Origin of the sequence: Leclercia sp. S52 (assembly GCF_039727615.1) — a bacterium.
Lineage (GTDB): Bacteria > Pseudomonadota > Gammaproteobacteria > Enterobacterales > Enterobacteriaceae > Enterobacter > Enterobacter adecarboxylatus_B.
The window spans coordinates 2061646-2075598 of record NZ_CP152474.1 but is presented as its reverse complement, the minus strand read 5'-3'; the positions used below and the strand labels follow the sequence as shown (position 1 = coordinate 2075598).

Annotated in this window: 15 protein-coding genes and 1 pseudogene; 11 read left to right on the top strand and 5 right to left on the bottom strand. The window is 56.1% G+C overall.

What is annotated here, in order from left to right:
- Window positions 1-16 precede the first annotated feature (16 nt).
- Entirely contained in the window at window positions 17-484 is a 468-nt protein-coding gene (slyB, locus tag AAHB66_RS10005; RefSeq protein WP_307762665.1) for an outer membrane lipoprotein SlyB, read from the top strand.
- 202 nt (window positions 485-686) lie between these two features.
- Window positions 687-2048 carry a GGDEF domain-containing protein gene (locus tag AAHB66_RS10000; RefSeq protein ID WP_347116075.1) on the top strand — a complete coding sequence of 454 codons (1362 nt, stop codon included), beginning with the start codon at window positions 687-689 and terminating at the stop codon, window positions 2046-2048.
- A gap of 36 nt (window positions 2049-2084) precedes the next feature.
- Here the strand turns inward: AAHB66_RS10000 and slyA are convergent, their stop codons facing one another.
- Window positions 2085-2525 (bottom strand): transcriptional regulator SlyA, encoded by a 441-nt coding sequence (gene slyA, locus AAHB66_RS09995; RefSeq protein ID WP_347116074.1) that lies wholly within the window; start codon window positions 2523-2525, stop codon window positions 2085-2087.
- A 188-nt stretch (window positions 2526-2713) separates the two neighbouring features.
- Here slyA and AAHB66_RS09990 point away from each other — a divergent pair, with 188 nt between their 5' ends.
- The 3 genes from AAHB66_RS09990 to AAHB66_RS09980 are packed head-to-tail and all read left to right on the top strand — an operon-like array spanning window position 2714 to window position 5831.
- Window positions 2714-2950, top strand: a complete 237-nt coding sequence (locus AAHB66_RS09990; RefSeq protein WP_347116073.1) for a DUF1656 domain-containing protein — start codon at window positions 2714-2716, stop codon at window positions 2948-2950.
- Window positions 2951-2952: 2 nt separating this feature from the next.
- Window positions 2953-3816: an HlyD family secretion protein gene (locus AAHB66_RS09985; protein ID WP_347116451.1), complete on the top strand. Its 864-nt coding sequence runs from the start codon at window positions 2953-2955 to the stop codon at window positions 3814-3816.
- On the top strand, window positions 3813-5831 hold the full coding sequence (locus tag AAHB66_RS09980) for an FUSC family protein (RefSeq protein ID WP_347116072.1): 2019 nt from the start codon (window positions 3813-3815) through the stop codon (window positions 5829-5831). The genes AAHB66_RS09985 and AAHB66_RS09980 overlap by 4 nt, the downstream gene beginning before the upstream one ends.
- On the opposite strand, the gene sodC is transcribed toward AAHB66_RS09980, so the two are convergent.
- The 3 genes from sodC to AAHB66_RS09965 all read right to left on the bottom strand — a co-directional run bounded on the left by sodC (window position 5810) and on the right by AAHB66_RS09965 (window position 7594).
- Window positions 5810-6328, bottom strand: coding sequence for a superoxide dismutase [Cu-Zn] SodC (gene sodC, locus AAHB66_RS09975; RefSeq protein ID WP_347116071.1), 519 nt, complete (start codon window positions 6326-6328; stop codon window positions 5810-5812). The genes AAHB66_RS09980 and sodC overlap by 22 nt on opposite strands.
- Before the next feature lie 81 nt (window positions 6329-6409).
- Window positions 6410-7306, bottom strand: a complete 897-nt coding sequence (locus tag AAHB66_RS09970) for an aldo/keto reductase family oxidoreductase (RefSeq protein WP_347116070.1) — start codon at window positions 7304-7306, stop codon at window positions 6410-6412.
- Window positions 7307-7354: 48 nt separating this feature from the next.
- Complete coding sequence (locus tag AAHB66_RS09965; RefSeq protein ID WP_347116069.1) at window positions 7355-7594, bottom strand: DUF1289 domain-containing protein; 240 nt, start codon at window positions 7592-7594, stop codon at window positions 7355-7357.
- Between the two features lie 146 nt (window positions 7595-7740).
- On the opposite strand from AAHB66_RS09965, the gene eptA reads away from it, so the two are divergent.
- From eptA to rnt, 5 genes are all read left to right on the top strand, one after another.
- Window positions 7741-9369, top strand: coding sequence for a phosphoethanolamine transferase EptA (gene eptA, locus AAHB66_RS09960; protein ID WP_347116450.1), 1629 nt, complete (start codon window positions 7741-7743; stop codon window positions 9367-9369).
- A gap of 38 nt (window positions 9370-9407) precedes the next feature.
- A complete protein-coding gene (locus tag AAHB66_RS09955; RefSeq protein WP_347116068.1) occupies window positions 9408-10007 on the top strand; it encodes a TetR/AcrR family transcriptional regulator in 600 nt (199 codons plus the stop codon).
- Between the two features lie 53 nt (window positions 10008-10060).
- Window positions 10061-11158, top strand: coding sequence for an alkene reductase (locus tag AAHB66_RS09950; protein WP_347116067.1), 1098 nt, complete (start codon window positions 10061-10063; stop codon window positions 11156-11158).
- 83 nt (window positions 11159-11241) lie between these two features.
- Window positions 11242-11649, top strand: a complete 408-nt coding sequence (gloA, locus tag AAHB66_RS09945) for a lactoylglutathione lyase (protein WP_347116066.1) — start codon at window positions 11242-11244, stop codon at window positions 11647-11649.
- Window positions 11650-11745: 96 nt separating this feature from the next.
- Entirely contained in the window at window positions 11746-12396 is a 651-nt protein-coding gene (rnt, locus tag AAHB66_RS09940) for a ribonuclease T (protein ID WP_347116065.1), read from the top strand.
- 48 nt (window positions 12397-12444) lie between these two features.
- Here rnt and grxD read toward each other — a convergent pair whose 3' ends face one another.
- A complete protein-coding gene (gene grxD / locus AAHB66_RS09935) occupies window positions 12445-12792 on the bottom strand; it encodes a monothiol glutaredoxin 4 (RefSeq protein WP_032617810.1) in 348 nt (115 codons plus the stop codon).
- A gap of 337 nt (window positions 12793-13129) precedes the next feature.
- Here grxD and AAHB66_RS09930 point away from each other — a divergent pair.
- Window positions 13130-13936 (top strand): annotated as a pseudogene (locus AAHB66_RS09930) (C40 family peptidase).
- Window positions 13937-13953: the final 17 nt, after the last annotated feature.

The window sequence follows — 13953 nt, the reverse complement described above, 5'->3', positions numbered from 1 at the left end:
TGAACAGGAGATTCAAATGATTTTACGTGTACTGGCCGTTTCGCTGGTTGGATTCACTCTGGCCGGCTGTGTTAATGATAGCTCCCTCTCCGGGGATGTTTACAGTGCGTCTGAGGCGAAACAGGTACAACAAGTCACCTACGGCACCATTGTGAACGCACGCCCGGTGCAGATTCAGGGTGGTGACGAGAACAACGTGATCGGTGCCCTTGGCGGTGCGGTCCTGGGTGGCTTCCTCGGTAACACCGTTGGTGGCGGCACCGGCCGTTCACTGGCGACTGCGGCAGGTGCTGTAGCCGGTGGCGTTGCCGGTCAGGGCGTTCAGGGCTCAATGAACAAATCCCAGGGCGTTGAGTTAGAAATTCGCAAAGATGACGGCAGCACCATTATGGTGGTGCAGAAACAGGGCAACACCAAATTCGCCGCTGGCCAACGCGTTGTGCTGGCAAGCAACGGCAGCCAGGTGACCGTCTCCCCGCGTTAATGACATTATGGGCGTGGTCTTCTGGCCACGTCCATTTACATTACTCACTTCTCATTGGTCGGATGAATATATTTGCGAAATGTATTCACCAAACAAATAGTTAATATTCGCTTATCTTGTTCCTGCGCAAAGTATTTCCCCCTGCGCTTATGAGACTATTCGCAAACCCTCTTTACCTGTTTACTATTTTAAAACAATACCTATGGTTGCGATGAGTCGTTATATTAAGAACAATTGTGTTCGGTTTTTTCTGGGATGCATGATTGTTATCGGAATCTTACATTCGCTGTTTATAGGGCTCGAAGAGAAGATTTCGTCGTTTTCACCGCTTTTATTTCCGATGCTCACCATATTTTTACTGGTTTTTCACCTCTTTATTGCCTGTTTTATGGTAATGAAATACTGGTGCGACAGACAGCGCTTATATCTGATGGCTTTTGCTTTCGCCTTTGTCGGTTCCGCTATGCTGATGGTGGGGACGCTCTCCAGCTATCCGGCGTGGCTGGACCTGCATCAGTTCAACGTGGTGAACTACAACGACGCCATGATCTTCTTTACGTTCCGTCATCTGCTGATGGCGGTGCTGTTTATCGTTTCGGCCCTGCTGTACTTTATCCGTAACAGACCGCTGTCGCGGACGTTTCATCTTTCCATCATTGTTGGCGCGTCTCTTTTTACTGCCCTAATCGTAACGCTGGCCTGGTTTTATTCCAGCTATTCGTCTTTGCTATCAATAGATTTGGTTGATAATGAAACCCGGCAATATATGCTGCTGTGGAAAGAGGCCATTAGCATTGCCTTAATTATCCTGTGGGTTGTTTCATTAGCAACATTGATGATTATTACCCGCGTGCGCAATATGTTTTGGGTCGGCGGTAATTTTTTATGTGTCTGTTATATCGCAACCCTGGTGATGCTGTATTTAGGTGGTCACGCGGAAGACATTACCTGGTATCGCGCCCGCTTATTTGAAACCGTTGCTACGCTGCTGATTATTTTTGTCCTGCTGTATGACGTATTTAATCTGTATCGCGAATCGCATCTGAAGTACCAGCAGTCTTATCAGAACTCGATTCGCGATCCCCTGACCCGCCTCTACAATCGAAGCTATTTTTACGACGCCCTGAACCAGTCGCTTCGCACGACAAACGATCATCACCCGGTTTCGGTTATCGTGAGCGATCTCGATCGTTTTAAGCGTATTAACGACAACTACGGGCACCTGCAGGGAGATAAGGTATTGCAGTTTGTCTCCCGGCTGCTGATGGATTCGGTACGGCCTCAGGACATCGCAGCGCGCATTGGTGGGGAAGAGTTCGTCCTGATGTTAACCCATACCTCTTCCGACGCAGCCCGCCAGGTTGCAGAGCGGATCAGGTTAAAACTGAGCAGCTTTGACAGAGCCAGCTCCGGGGGACAGCTTCCTGAACCTATTACCATCAGTATGGGCGTGTTTACTGCCACCTCGTCGCAAACCAGCGCAGAAACGTGCGTTGAATGTGCGGATAAGGCGATGTACGAGGCGAAGGAGACCGGGCGTAACCGGGTGGTGGTGTTCCGGTAAAGAAAAAGCCTTGCATTCGCAAGGCTTTTTTAATGGTTAATCACGGGACTGTAGCTCGTGGATATTGCTTTCAAGCCGGGCGACCAGCGAGATCAGCATTTCCAGTTCAGCCGGGCTGATCCCGGAGAGGATTTCACCGCGCGTTTTGCTGATTACGGCTTCCATCTCAGTGATGATCGGTGTGGCTTTGTCGGTAAGTTTAATGCGCTTGGCACGACGATCGCTGGCACAGGTCTGACGCGAAATCAGTCCCTTATCTTCCAGTTGATCGAGCGTACGTACCAGTGATGGCTGCTCGATGCCAATCGCTTTTGCCAGTTGGATCTGTGACTGGTCGGGCGGCAGCTGATGGATATTATGCAGCGTGACCCAATGCGTCTGTGTCAACTCCAGAGGTTTCAGGCGATGGTCAATCAGAGCACGCCAGATGCGTACTAACCTTGCCAGATCAGAACCTAGTGGCGATTCCAATTTCATCTCCTTATAATTAGCTTGCTAAGTTATTATACTGATTTTAGAATAGTGTGCAGCATTTATATTGCCAAAACAAATGCAATACTGGATAAAAACTTGATGACCGTCTGCTTTATATTGAGTTGAGACGCCGCCAGGCGTTATGCGGCTGCTTTTTTTAGTCACTTTCCCCTATGCAAAGGAACCGGCTCGTGAATTTCACGTTTAACGCCACGGGGTTACCGCTTCAGGATCTGATTGTCGGCGCCTCGGTGTACTTTCCCCCCTTATTCAAGGCGGTGATGCTGGGTTTTGTTATCTGGCTTGTCACCCACCGCTTGCTGCGTGACTGGATGTATTCCGGTGAAATCTGGCACCCGATGTTGATGGATCTGTCGCTGTTTGTGCTGGCGGTGTGCCTGAGTCTGTTTCTGTTGATTGTGTGGTGACGATACCTATGAAAACAATTAAATATTTTTCATCATTACTTGTTCTGGCCCTGGCACTGATCGCCGGCTGGTGGCTATGGAATTACTATATGCAGTCGCCCTGGACCCGCGACGGCAAGGTGCGCGCCGAGCAGGTCAGCGTCACGCCGCAGGTCTCCGGCACTATCACCACACTGCAGGTTAAAGACAACCAGTTTGTCCACGCGGGCGAGGTGCTGTTTCATATCGATGAAACCCCTTATCACATCGCGGTCCTCAACGCCGAAGCGCAGCTGGCAAAATCCCAGTCCGACCTGGCGAAAGCCAATAACGAGGCTAACCGCCGCCGCCATCTGTCGCAGAACTATATCTCCGCCGAAGATCTGGATACCGCCAATATCAACGTTAAGGCGATGCAGGCCAGCGTCGCGGTGGCCGAAGCCACGCTCAAGCAGGCCCAGTGGCAGCTAACCCAGACGGTGGTCAAAGCCCCGGTCGACGGCTGGGTGACCAATCTTTCCACCCGCCCAGGCGATTACGCCACCACCGGCCAGCCGGTCTTCGCTCTGGTCGACAGCCATTCGTTTTACGTGGTGGGCTACTTTGAGGAGACCAAACTCCGGCATATCCGCGAGGGAGCGCCAGCGCAGATCGTCCTCTACAGCGGCTCGACAAGGTTACAGGGGCATGTTTCCAGTATCGGGCGCGCCATCTACGATCAGAGCGTGGAGACCGATTCCGGCCTGGTGCCCGACGTTAAACCCAATATTCCCTGGGTGCGACTGGCGCAGCGCATCCCGGTGCGCATTGCCTTTGACCAGCTGCCGACGGACCTGACGCTGGTCTCCGGCACTACCTGCACCGTCTCCATCGGAACTGCCCGGTGAACTGGCGCAACCTGCCGTGGCTCAGGGCAACCCCGGCGCAGTGGCGCTATGCCCTGCGCAACGGCATTGCAATGTGCCTGGCCCTCACCGTCGCCTATTGTCTCAACCTGGATGAACCCTACTGGGCGATGACCTCGGCGGCGGTAGTCAGCTTTCCGACCGTGGGTGGCGTGATCAGCAAAAGCCTTGGACGCGTAGCGGGCAGCCTGATGGGGGCCACCGCGGCGCTGATCATCGCGGGCCACACCCTTAACGATCCCTGGCTGTTTTTATTAAGCATGGCGGCCTGGCTGGGGATCTGCACCTGGGCCTGCGCCCATTTCACCAATAACGTTGCCTACGCCTTCCAGCTTGCGGGTTACACCGCGGCGATCATCGCTTTCCCGGTGATCGACATCCTCGACATTACCCAGCTGTGGGATATTGCCCAGGCCAGGGTGTGCGAAGTCATCATCGGTATTCTGAGCGGCGGGGTGATGATGATGATCCTGCCCAGCACCTCCGACGGCACGGCTCTGATCAACGCCCTGAAAGCGATGCACGCCCGGCTGCTGGAGCACGCCGGCCTGCTGTGGCAGCCCGACAGCAACGATGCCATTCGTCTCGCCCATGAGAAGGTCATCGCCCAGATCCTGACCATGAACCTGCTGCGCATTCAGGCCTTCTGGAGCCACTATCGCTTTCGTCGGCAAAATGCCCTGCTCAACTATCTGCTCCACCAGCAGCTGCGCATGACCAGCGCCATCTCCAGCCTGCGCCGCATGCTGCTGAACTGGCCCAACCCGCCTGCCCATACCCGGGAGGTCATCGACCAGCTGCTCGCCGCCCTCGCCCGTCCCGACGTCGATTTTTATACTGTGTCCCGCATCATTGCCCCGCTCAAACCGGGCAATGACGGTGATTACCGGCATCGCGCCGTCTGGCAGCGGCTGCGCTATTTCTGCCGCCTGTATCTGCGCAGCAGCCGCTGGATAGCGGCAGTAGAAGCGGCCACGCCGGTGACGGAGTTTGCCGTGCCGCGCAGCCCGGCCCTGGCCCGGCATACCGATAACATGGAGGCACTGTGGAGCGGCTTTCGTACCTTCTGCGCCCTCATTCTGGTGGGGGCCTGGACCATCACCGCCCAGTGGGATGCCGGGGGCGCAGCCCTGACGCTGGCGGCGATCAGCAGCGTGCTCTACTCGGTGGCGGCTTCGCCCTTCAACTCCCTGACGCTGCTGCTGCGCACCCTGATCCTGCTCTCGCTGTTCAGCTTTGTGGTTAAGTTTGGCCTGATGGTGCAGATCTCCGATCTGTGGCTGTTCCTGCTGTTCCTGTTCCCGCTGTTGACCACCATGCAGCTGCTGAAGCAGCAAATGCCCGCCCTTGCCGGTCTGTGGGGGCAGTTGATCGTCTTTATGGGTTCGTTTATTTCGGTGACCAACCCGCCGGTGTATGACTTTGCCGATTTCCTGAATGACGATCTGGCAAAAATTCTTGGCGTGGGGCTGACCTGGCTGGCCTTTGCGGTGCTACGACCGGGATCGGATGCGCGGAAAAGCCGTCGTCATATCCGGGAGCTGCGGCGGGGGTTTGTCGATCAGCTCAGCCGTAAGCCGCGATTGAGTGAAAATGGCTACGAATCGCTGGTGTATCACCATGTGAGCCAGCTCAACAGCAGTCAGGATGCGCTCTCGCGCCGCTGGCTGCTGCGCTGGGGGGTGGTGTTGCTTAACTGCAGCCACGTGGTGTGGCAGCTGCGCGACTGGGAGACCCGCTCGGATCCGCTGGCGCAGGTGCGGGATGTCGCGGTGTCGCTGCTGCGGGATATCATGAGCGAGCGCGGGGTACAGCAGCGGCCGCTGGCCGCCACCCTTGATGAGCTTCAGCGCATCTGCGACGCCCTGGGGCATCATCCGCAACCGGCCGGGCAGGAGCTGGCGGCCCTGATCTGGCGCCTGCACTGCTCGCTGTCCCAGCTGGAACAGGCGCCCGCCCCGGGCACCTTAAGCGATCAGATCACCCCGCAGGCGTAACGCGCCCCGCCTCCGCCGAGCGGTTTGGGTTGATCCGACATGTTGTCGCCGCCAACGTGGATCATCAGCGCTTTGCCTTTGACCTCATCCAGCTTTTTCAGGCGCGGCGCGACCACAGGATCGGTGGCTTTTCCATCGTTATTGACCACCAGCGCGGGCAGATCGCCGAGGTGGCCCATGCCCTCTGGTCCTTCATGCTTGCCGGTATTCTGGGGATCGAGGTGTCCGCCCGCAGCCTCAGCGGCAGAAGGTTTACCCTCTTTCATGGCCGGTTCGCAGGAACCTTTAGCGTGGACGTGATAGCCGTGTTCGCCCGGCGGAAGGGCTTTGAGGTCGGGGGAAAACTCCAGCCCTTTATCGGTTTCGGTAATTTTCACCGTCCCGATGGACTGGCCTATCCCCTGAGAGGTGACGAGGTTCATCTCGACTTCTTCACTGGCAGCCTGCGCACCTGCGCAGACCACCAGCGTCAACGCTGCCAGAGTAAATCGCTTCATATGACCTCCTTCGGTTGTTTTTTGCCCCTTAAGCTTATACCAGGGGCAATAATTTCACCGGGAAGTCAGATAAATACGGAATTACGGCACGTCATAACCCAGCGCGGCCTTGCGAATGCGGAACCACTGCTGGCGCGTCATCTGAAGCTGCTCTGCCGCCAGGGCCGCACGCACGCGCTCGATTTTACCGGAACCGATAATCGGCAGCGGCTGCGATGGCAGGCGTAATATCCACGCGTACACCACCTGCTCGATGGTTTCGGCATTCAGCTCCTGGGCAACCTGAGCGAGTTCATCGCGCAGCGGCTGGAAGGCGTCGTCATTAAACAGACGACCGCCGCCGAGGCAGGACCAGGCCATCGGGCGGATCCGCAGCTGCTGGAGCTGATCGAGGGTGCCGTCCAGCAGCAGCGGCTGGTAAACCGGGGAAATCTCGACCTGGTTGGTCGCCAGGGTGAACGGCAGACGCGACTGCAGCAGGGCAAACTGCGCCGGGGTAAAGTTAGACACGCCGAAATGGCGCACCTTGCCGCTCTGATGCAGAGCAAGGAAGGCCTCGGCAACCTCATCGGCATCCATCAGCGGATCGGGGCGATGGATCAGCAGCAGGTCAAGATAATCGGTCGCCAGGTTAGCGAGGGACTGTTCCGCACTGCTGATGATATGGTCGCGGTCGGTGATGTAGTGACCGAGGGCATGCTCTGGTTTGGCGGTGGTAGCAATGCCGCATTTGGTGACGATCTCCATCCGCTGACGCAGCGCGGGAGAGAGCTTCATCGCCTCACCGAAGGCCGCTTCACACTGGTACCCGCCATAAATATCGGCGTGGTCGACGGTGGTGATCCCCAGATCAAGATGCTCTTCAATAAAGCTGACCAGCTGTTGAGCGGACATATTCCAGTCCATCAGACGCCAGTAACCCATCACAAAACGAGAAAACTCCGGGCCCTGCGGGGCAAGGGTAATACGCTGAACCATAGCAATTTCCTTAAAAAAAGTCTGGGGAGAGTATACGCGTTTACGGGGCTAAAACAGTGAGGGTTGCTGCGGTTCTTCGGTTTCAGGGGCTTTGTTTGCGCGCAATTTGCGCAAAAGACGCTGGCGGCACAGGCGCAGAACCTCCTGCTTCTGGGCATCACTGAAGGTTTGCCAGTTAAAACGTTCATCCCGGGTGCGCATACAGCCGCGACAAAAACCCCGTTCGTCAGACTGGCAGATACCCCGGCACGGGCTCTGGACAGGAAAGAACTCCAGTTGTTCAGCCACACGACCCTCCCGAAACCCAAGATTGAGTAAAGTGAAGACCTTAAGTCCGGGTAACGCAAGAGGTCAACCACAGAATTGTGGCATTAAGGTTTCACTAATCTTCGCTCCCTATACTCGCCTCATCACTACGATCTGGTTTAACGATGATGCTGACCTTCAAAAAGTTACAGTGTAACGATACGAAATTTACGCTGGGCTGCGCACTCTTATTTACGCTGTTAAATGCCCTGTTTATTCACCGCAGCTGGCAGGTGATCTCTCCCGCCCGGCTGCATGACGTCATCTTCGCCCTCACGGTGCCGCTGGTGCTGTTCTGCGGCTGGGTGATCGTATTCAGCATTCTGAATATTCCGCTGATCCGCAAACCGCTGCTGGTGCTGCTGACCCTCGGCTGCGCGGCGGCGACCTGGTTTATGTTTACCTACGGCGCGGTGATTGACCAGAATATGATGGTCAACGTCTTTGAGACTAACTCCCAGGAGGCCACGGCGCTGGTCACCCCGCAGCTGGTACTGTGGCTGGTTGTCGCCGGACTGGTGCCTGCCTGCGTGCTGGCGATGATCCGCATCCGCCCTGGCAAGTGGTGGCAGACGCTGTTAATGCGCCTCGCGGCTATTCTCGCCAGCCTGGTGGTCATTATTCTGGTGGCGGCGGTCTTTTATAAGGACTATGCCTCGCTGTTCCGCAATAACAAAGGCATCGTCAAGATGGTGACCCCGGCCAACTACGTCAGCGCCCTGGCGAAGTACAGCAAGGCGCGCTGGTTTGCGGGCGATCAGACCTTAATTCGTCTCGGTGAAGATGCCCGTAAAGGCCCGGTGCTGATGGCGCAGCAGAAAAAGACCGTGCTGGTCCTGCTGGTGGGCGAAGCTTCCCGGGCAGAGAACTACTCCCTGAACGGCTATAACCGTGAGACCAACCCTGAGCTGAAAAAACAGAACGTGATTAACTTCCCGCAGGCCTCTTCCTGCGGGACCGAAACCGCCGTCTCCGTCCCGTGCATGTTCTCCGGGATGCCGCGCAAAAAATACGATGCTGACCTGGCGCATCATCAGGAAGGATTAATGGATGTGCTGGGCCACGCCGGGATTAATATGCTGTGGCGGGATAACGACGGCGGGTGTAAAGGCGCCTGCGATCGCATCCCGCACACCGACATGACCCAGTGGAAGCTGGACCAGTTCTGTAAGGACAAATCCTGTATTGACGACGTTAACCTTTATCGCCTGAATGACACCCTGGATGGCCTGAAGCAGGATACGGTGCTGGTGATCCACCTGATGGGCAGCCACGGCCCGGCCTACTATCAACGTTACCCGGAGCAGTACCGTCGCTTTACCCCGACCTGCGACACCAATCAGATTCAGGACTGCGATCATCAGGCGCTGATAAATACCTATGACAATACCATTCTGTATACCGACAGCGTGGTGAGTCGCACCATTGATGCCCTGAAAGCCCGCCAGGCGACGATGAACACCGCGCTGGTCTATCTCTCCGATCACGGGGAGTCGCTGGGGGAAAACGGCCTGTACCTGCATGGCACGCCGTACATGCTGGCCCCGGAGCAGCAGACGCACATTCCGTTTATGTTCTGGCTGTCGCAGGACTATAAACAGAACTTTGGCGTTGATGAGCAGTGCCTGCGCGATCAGGCGGCGAAAGAGACGGTGTCGCAGGATAATCTGTTCTCCACCGTGCTGGGGATGATGAACATCCAGACGTCGGTCTATCAGCCGCAAATGGATCTGCTCACCCACTGCCGTCGAACATAAGGCTTGCATTAGACCGATTGGTCTACTACATTGACGACATGAATAAGCATACTGAACACGATACACGCGAACACCTCCTGGCGACCGGCGAGCGGCTGTGCATGCACCGCGGGTTTACCGGGATGGGGCTGAGCGAACTGCTGAAAACCGCCGATGTGCCGAAGGGGTCGTTCTATCACTACTTCCGCTCCAAAGAGGCGTTTGGCGTGGCCCTGCTGGAGCGCCACTATGCGGGCTACCATCAGCGTCTGGCCGCGCACTTCGCCAGCGGTAACGGCAACTGTCGCGATCGTGTTCTGGCTTATTATCAGGAGACGCTGGCCCAGTTTTGTGCCCAGGGCATTATCAGCGGCTGTCTGACGGTGAAACTGTCTGCCGAGGTGTGCGATCTCTCCGAAGATATGCGCACCGCGATGGATAAAGGGGCAACGGGTGTGATCACCCTGCTGGCGCAGGCGCTGGCGAAAGGGCGGGATGAAAAATCACTGACCTTCGTCGGCGAACCGCTCACCCAGGCGCAGGTGCTCTACTCCCTGTGGCTGGGCGCCAACCTGCAGGCCAAAATGTCCCGCAGCGCGCTGCCGCTGGAGAGCGCGCTGGACCATGTTAAAAATATCATTGCGACGCCTGCCGTTTAACAGGCGTTTTTATTTCACGAATTACTAGACGACCGGTCTACTCAGGAGCCACTATGTCAGCCGAAAAATTATTCACCCCGCTTAAAGTGGGCGCGATCGTTGCACCAAACCGCGTCTTTATGGCACCCCTTACCCGTCTGCGCAGCATTGAGCCGGGCGATATCCCGACGCCGCTGATGGGCGAATACTACCGTCAGCGCGTCAGCTCGGGTCTGATCATCTCTGAAGCGACCCAGATCTCCGCCCAGGCCAAAGGCTATGCGGGCGCACCTGGTCTGCACAGCCCTGAGCAGATCGCAGCGTGGAAGAAGATCACTGACGGCGTGCATGCCGAAGAGGGCCGTATCGCGGTCCAGCTGTGGCACACAGGCCGTATCTCTCACAGCAGCATTCAGCCGGGCGGCGAAGCGCCGGTTTCGGCCTCTGCGCTGAATGCGGGCACCCGCACTTCCCTGCGTGATGAAAACGGCCATGCGATCCGCGTCGACACCACCACCCCACGCGCGCTGGAGCTGGACGAGATCCCGGGTATCGTTGACGATTTCCGCCAGGCGGTTGCTAACGCCCGTGAAGCCGGTTTCGACCTGGTCGAGCTGCACGGTGCTCACGGCTATCTGCTGCACCAGTTCCTGTCGCCGTCTTCTAACCAGCGTACCGACCAGTACGGCGGCAGCGTTGAGAACCGCGCCCGTCTGGTGCTGGAAGTGATTGATGCCGTCTCGAAAGAGTGGAGCGCCGATCGCATCGGGATCCGCGTTTCGCCAATCGGTTCCTTCCAGAACGTCGATAACGGCCCGAACGAAGAAGCCGACGCGCTGTACCTGATTGAAGAGCTGGCAAAACGCGGCATCGCCTATCTGCACATGTCCGAGCCAGACTGGGCCGGCGGCGAGCCGTACACCGACGCGTTCCGCCAGAAAGTGCGCGACCGCTTCCCGGGCGTGATCATCGGAGCCGGTGCCTATACGCCAGAGAAAGCGGAAGATTTGATTAACAAAGGGCTGATTGATGCCGTGGCCTTTGGCCGCGCCTACATCGCCAACCCGGATCTGGTGGCGCGCCTGGAGCGCAAAGCCGAGCTGAACCCACAGCGCCCGGAGAGCTTCTACGGCGGCGGCGCGGAAGGTTATACCGATTACCCTTCTTTATAATCCCTTCATTGATAGCGGCGACGATTCGCCGCTATACTAAAACATCGTTTCTGTTCAAGATGATAAAAAGCTAAGAGGATAATATGCGCCTACTTCACACCATGCTGCGCGTCGGCGATCTGCAACGTTCCATTGAGTTCTATACCAACGTGCTGGGCATGACCCTGCTGCGCACCAGCGAAAACCCGGAGTACAAATACTCTCTGGCGTTTGTGGGTTACGGTCCGGAGAGCGATGAAGCCGTTATCGAACTGACCTATAACTGGGATGTTGATAGCTACGAGCTGGGCACCGCCTACGGCCACATCGCGCTGGAAGTGGATAACGCGGCAGAAGCCTGCGAGCGTATCCGCAGCAACGGCGGCAACGTGACCCGTGAAGCGGGTCCGGTTAAAGGCGGCACCACGGTGATCGCTTTTGTCGAAGATCCAGACGGTTACAAAATCGAACTGATCGAAGCCAAAGACGCCGGTCGCGGTCTGGGCAACTGATCCCTGCGGGCGCGCCAGGCGCCCGTTGTTTTACTGCATCTCATTGCAAAATTTGCCATAATGCCCACTGCTTTTTTCCCCTTGTAAGAGATCCAGATGTCCGATAACGCTCAACTTACCGGTCTGTGCGACCGTTTTCGTGGTTTTTATCCTGTAGTCATTGATGTCGAAACCGCTGGATTTAACGCCAAAACCGATGCGCTGCTGGAAATTGCCGCCATCACGTTGAAAATGGATGAACAGGGCGATTTGCTGCCGGACTCCACGCTGCATTTCCATGTCGAACCCTTTGAAGGGGCGAACCTGCAGCCGGAGGCGCTGGCGTTTAACGGCATTGATCCGCATAACCCACTGCGCGGGGCGGTCAGTGAATATGAGGCGCTGCATGCCATTTTTAAAATGGTGCGCAAGGGCATGAAAGACCAGAACTGTAATCGCGCGATTATGGTGGCGCATAACGCGACCTTCGATCACAGCTTTATGATGGCCGCCGCCGAGCGTGCATCACTGAAGCGTAATCCGTTCCACCCGTTTGTCACCTTCGATACCGCCGCATTAAGCGGGCTGGCGCTGGGGCAAACCGTGCTGTCGAAAGCCTGCATCACCGCCGGCATTGAATTTGACGGTACCCAGGCGCACTCTGCCCTGTACGATACCGAGCGCACCACGGAACTGTTTTGTGAAATTGTGAACCGCTGGAAACGCCTTGGTGGCTGGCCGCTGCAGGAAGCCGACGACAACGCATAAAAAAAAGCGACCAGAAGGTCGCTTTTTTTATTTACCGGGCCCGGTGGATCACTCGGCGCCTGGCTCTTCAGATTTGTATTTCGCAGCCGTCTCTTTGATCAGCTGTTGCAGCTCACCGCGCTGATACATCTCAATCAGGATGTCGCAGCCGCCAACCAGTTCGCCGTCAACCCACAGCTGCGGGAAGGTCGGCCAGTTCGCGTATTTTGGCAGCTCAGCGCGGATATCCGGGTTCTGCAGAATATCAACGTAAGCAAAACGTTCGCCACAGGCAGAGAGCGCCTGGACCGCCTGAGCGGAGAAACCACAGCTTGGCAGTTTCGGGGAACCTTTCATGTACAGCAGGATCGGGTTTTCAGCAATCTGCTGCTGAATTTTTTCAATAGTAGTGCTCATGTTTTGCTTCCTTTAACTTCTGTTACGGCAATCGTCTGTCATTGTAGCGTTTCAGACCGACAACGGAAAATAACATTTTTGTCACTTATATGATTTTACCGTGCGTGCCTTAAAGATGCATTCAGAACCTAACTTATCGCGAGATTAGCTGCGGTTTTGTTCAGCTAATGCGCAGAATGCCCCTGTGAATTTATGATATTTTTGCACTCGCTAACGAAACGTAGTTTTAGATGCAAAAAGTTTATTAACGTCGGGCCTTTTTATAGATTAGAATCGACGGGTTTTGTAAATCATACGCAGGTTTATTTATAACCCGCTATTACCAGAGGATTGCCCAGTGGCGCGAATAAATACATTCTCGATCACGCTCTGTGCTTTGCTGTTTACGTCTCTCACATTCACGCCGGTGGCTAACGCCTCAGAGCAGGCGCGGCCTTCTGCCGCGCATAAAACGCATCTGGCGAAAGCGACCGAACCTAAGAAAAAAAGCACTACCAGCAAAACCACAAAAAAAAGAGAGCACCAGTAAAAAAGAGCAACACCAAAAAAAAGCCTCGCTAAAACACAGTCTACGCATTCCAGCAAAAAAAGCCGAACCACCTCCCGCAGCGCCAGTCGAACCACGCAAACCGCCTCCCGCGTTGTGACAGAAAAATGCACCACCCGTAAAGGGCGTAAAGCGCAGTGCGTGAAAACCAGCAAAACCACAACGCTTGCTGAAGCGCATAAAGTTCGGATGCAGAAAGCGCAGAAAACGGCCATGAATAAGCTGATGGGCCAGATTGGAAAACCTTATCGCTGGGGCGGTACTTCTCCGCGGACCGGCTTCGACTGCAGCGGTCTGGTTTATTACGCTTATAAAGATCTGGTTAAATTCCGCATTCCGCGCACCGCTAACGAAATGTACCACCTGCGCGACGCCTCCCCGGTTGATCGCGGTGAGCTGGAGAGCGGCGACCTGGTGTTCTTCCGCACTCAGGGTCGTGGTACCGCCGATCACGTTGGCGTGTACGTAGGCAACGGTAAATTTATTCAGTCTCCGCGCTCGGGTCAGGATATTCAGATCACCTCTCTCAGCGAAGACTACTGGCAGCGCCATTACGTCGGCGCACGTCGCGTAATGAAGGCCAACACCCTCCGCTAATCCCCTGCCCCGCCGGA

Bases quoted from the DNA above. Each gene is read 5' to 3' on its own strand.
- slyB (WP_307762665.1), top strand. From the start codon at position 17: ATGATTTTACGTGTACTGGCCGTTTCGCTGGTTGGATTCACTCTGGCC.
- AAHB66_RS10000 (WP_347116075.1), top strand. From the start codon at position 687: ATGGTTGCGATGAGTCGTTATATTAAGAACAATTGTGTTCGGTTTTTT.
- slyA (WP_347116074.1), bottom strand. From the start codon at position 2,525: ATGAAATTGGAATCGCCACTAGGTTCTGATCTGGCAAGGTTAGTACGC.
- sodC (WP_347116071.1), bottom strand. From the start codon at position 6,328: ATGAAGCGATTTACTCTGGCAGCGTTGACGCTGGTGGTCTGCGCAGGT.
- AAHB66_RS09970 (WP_347116070.1), bottom strand. From the start codon at position 7,306: ATGGTTCAGCGTATTACCCTTGCCCCGCAGGGCCCGGAGTTTTCTCGT.
- eptA (WP_347116450.1), top strand. From the start codon at position 7,741: ATGCTGACCTTCAAAAAGTTACAGTGTAACGATACGAAATTTACGCTG.
- AAHB66_RS09955 (WP_347116068.1), top strand. From the start codon at position 9,408: ATGAATAAGCATACTGAACACGATACACGCGAACACCTCCTGGCGACC.
- AAHB66_RS09950 (WP_347116067.1), top strand. From the start codon at position 10,061: ATGTCAGCCGAAAAATTATTCACCCCGCTTAAAGTGGGCGCGATCGTT.
- gloA (WP_347116066.1), top strand. From the start codon at position 11,242: ATGCGCCTACTTCACACCATGCTGCGCGTCGGCGATCTGCAACGTTCC.
- rnt (WP_347116065.1), top strand. From the start codon at position 11,746: ATGTCCGATAACGCTCAACTTACCGGTCTGTGCGACCGTTTTCGTGGT.
- grxD (WP_032617810.1), bottom strand. From the start codon at position 12,792: ATGAGCACTACTATTGAAAAAATTCAGCAGCAGATTGCTGAAAACCCG.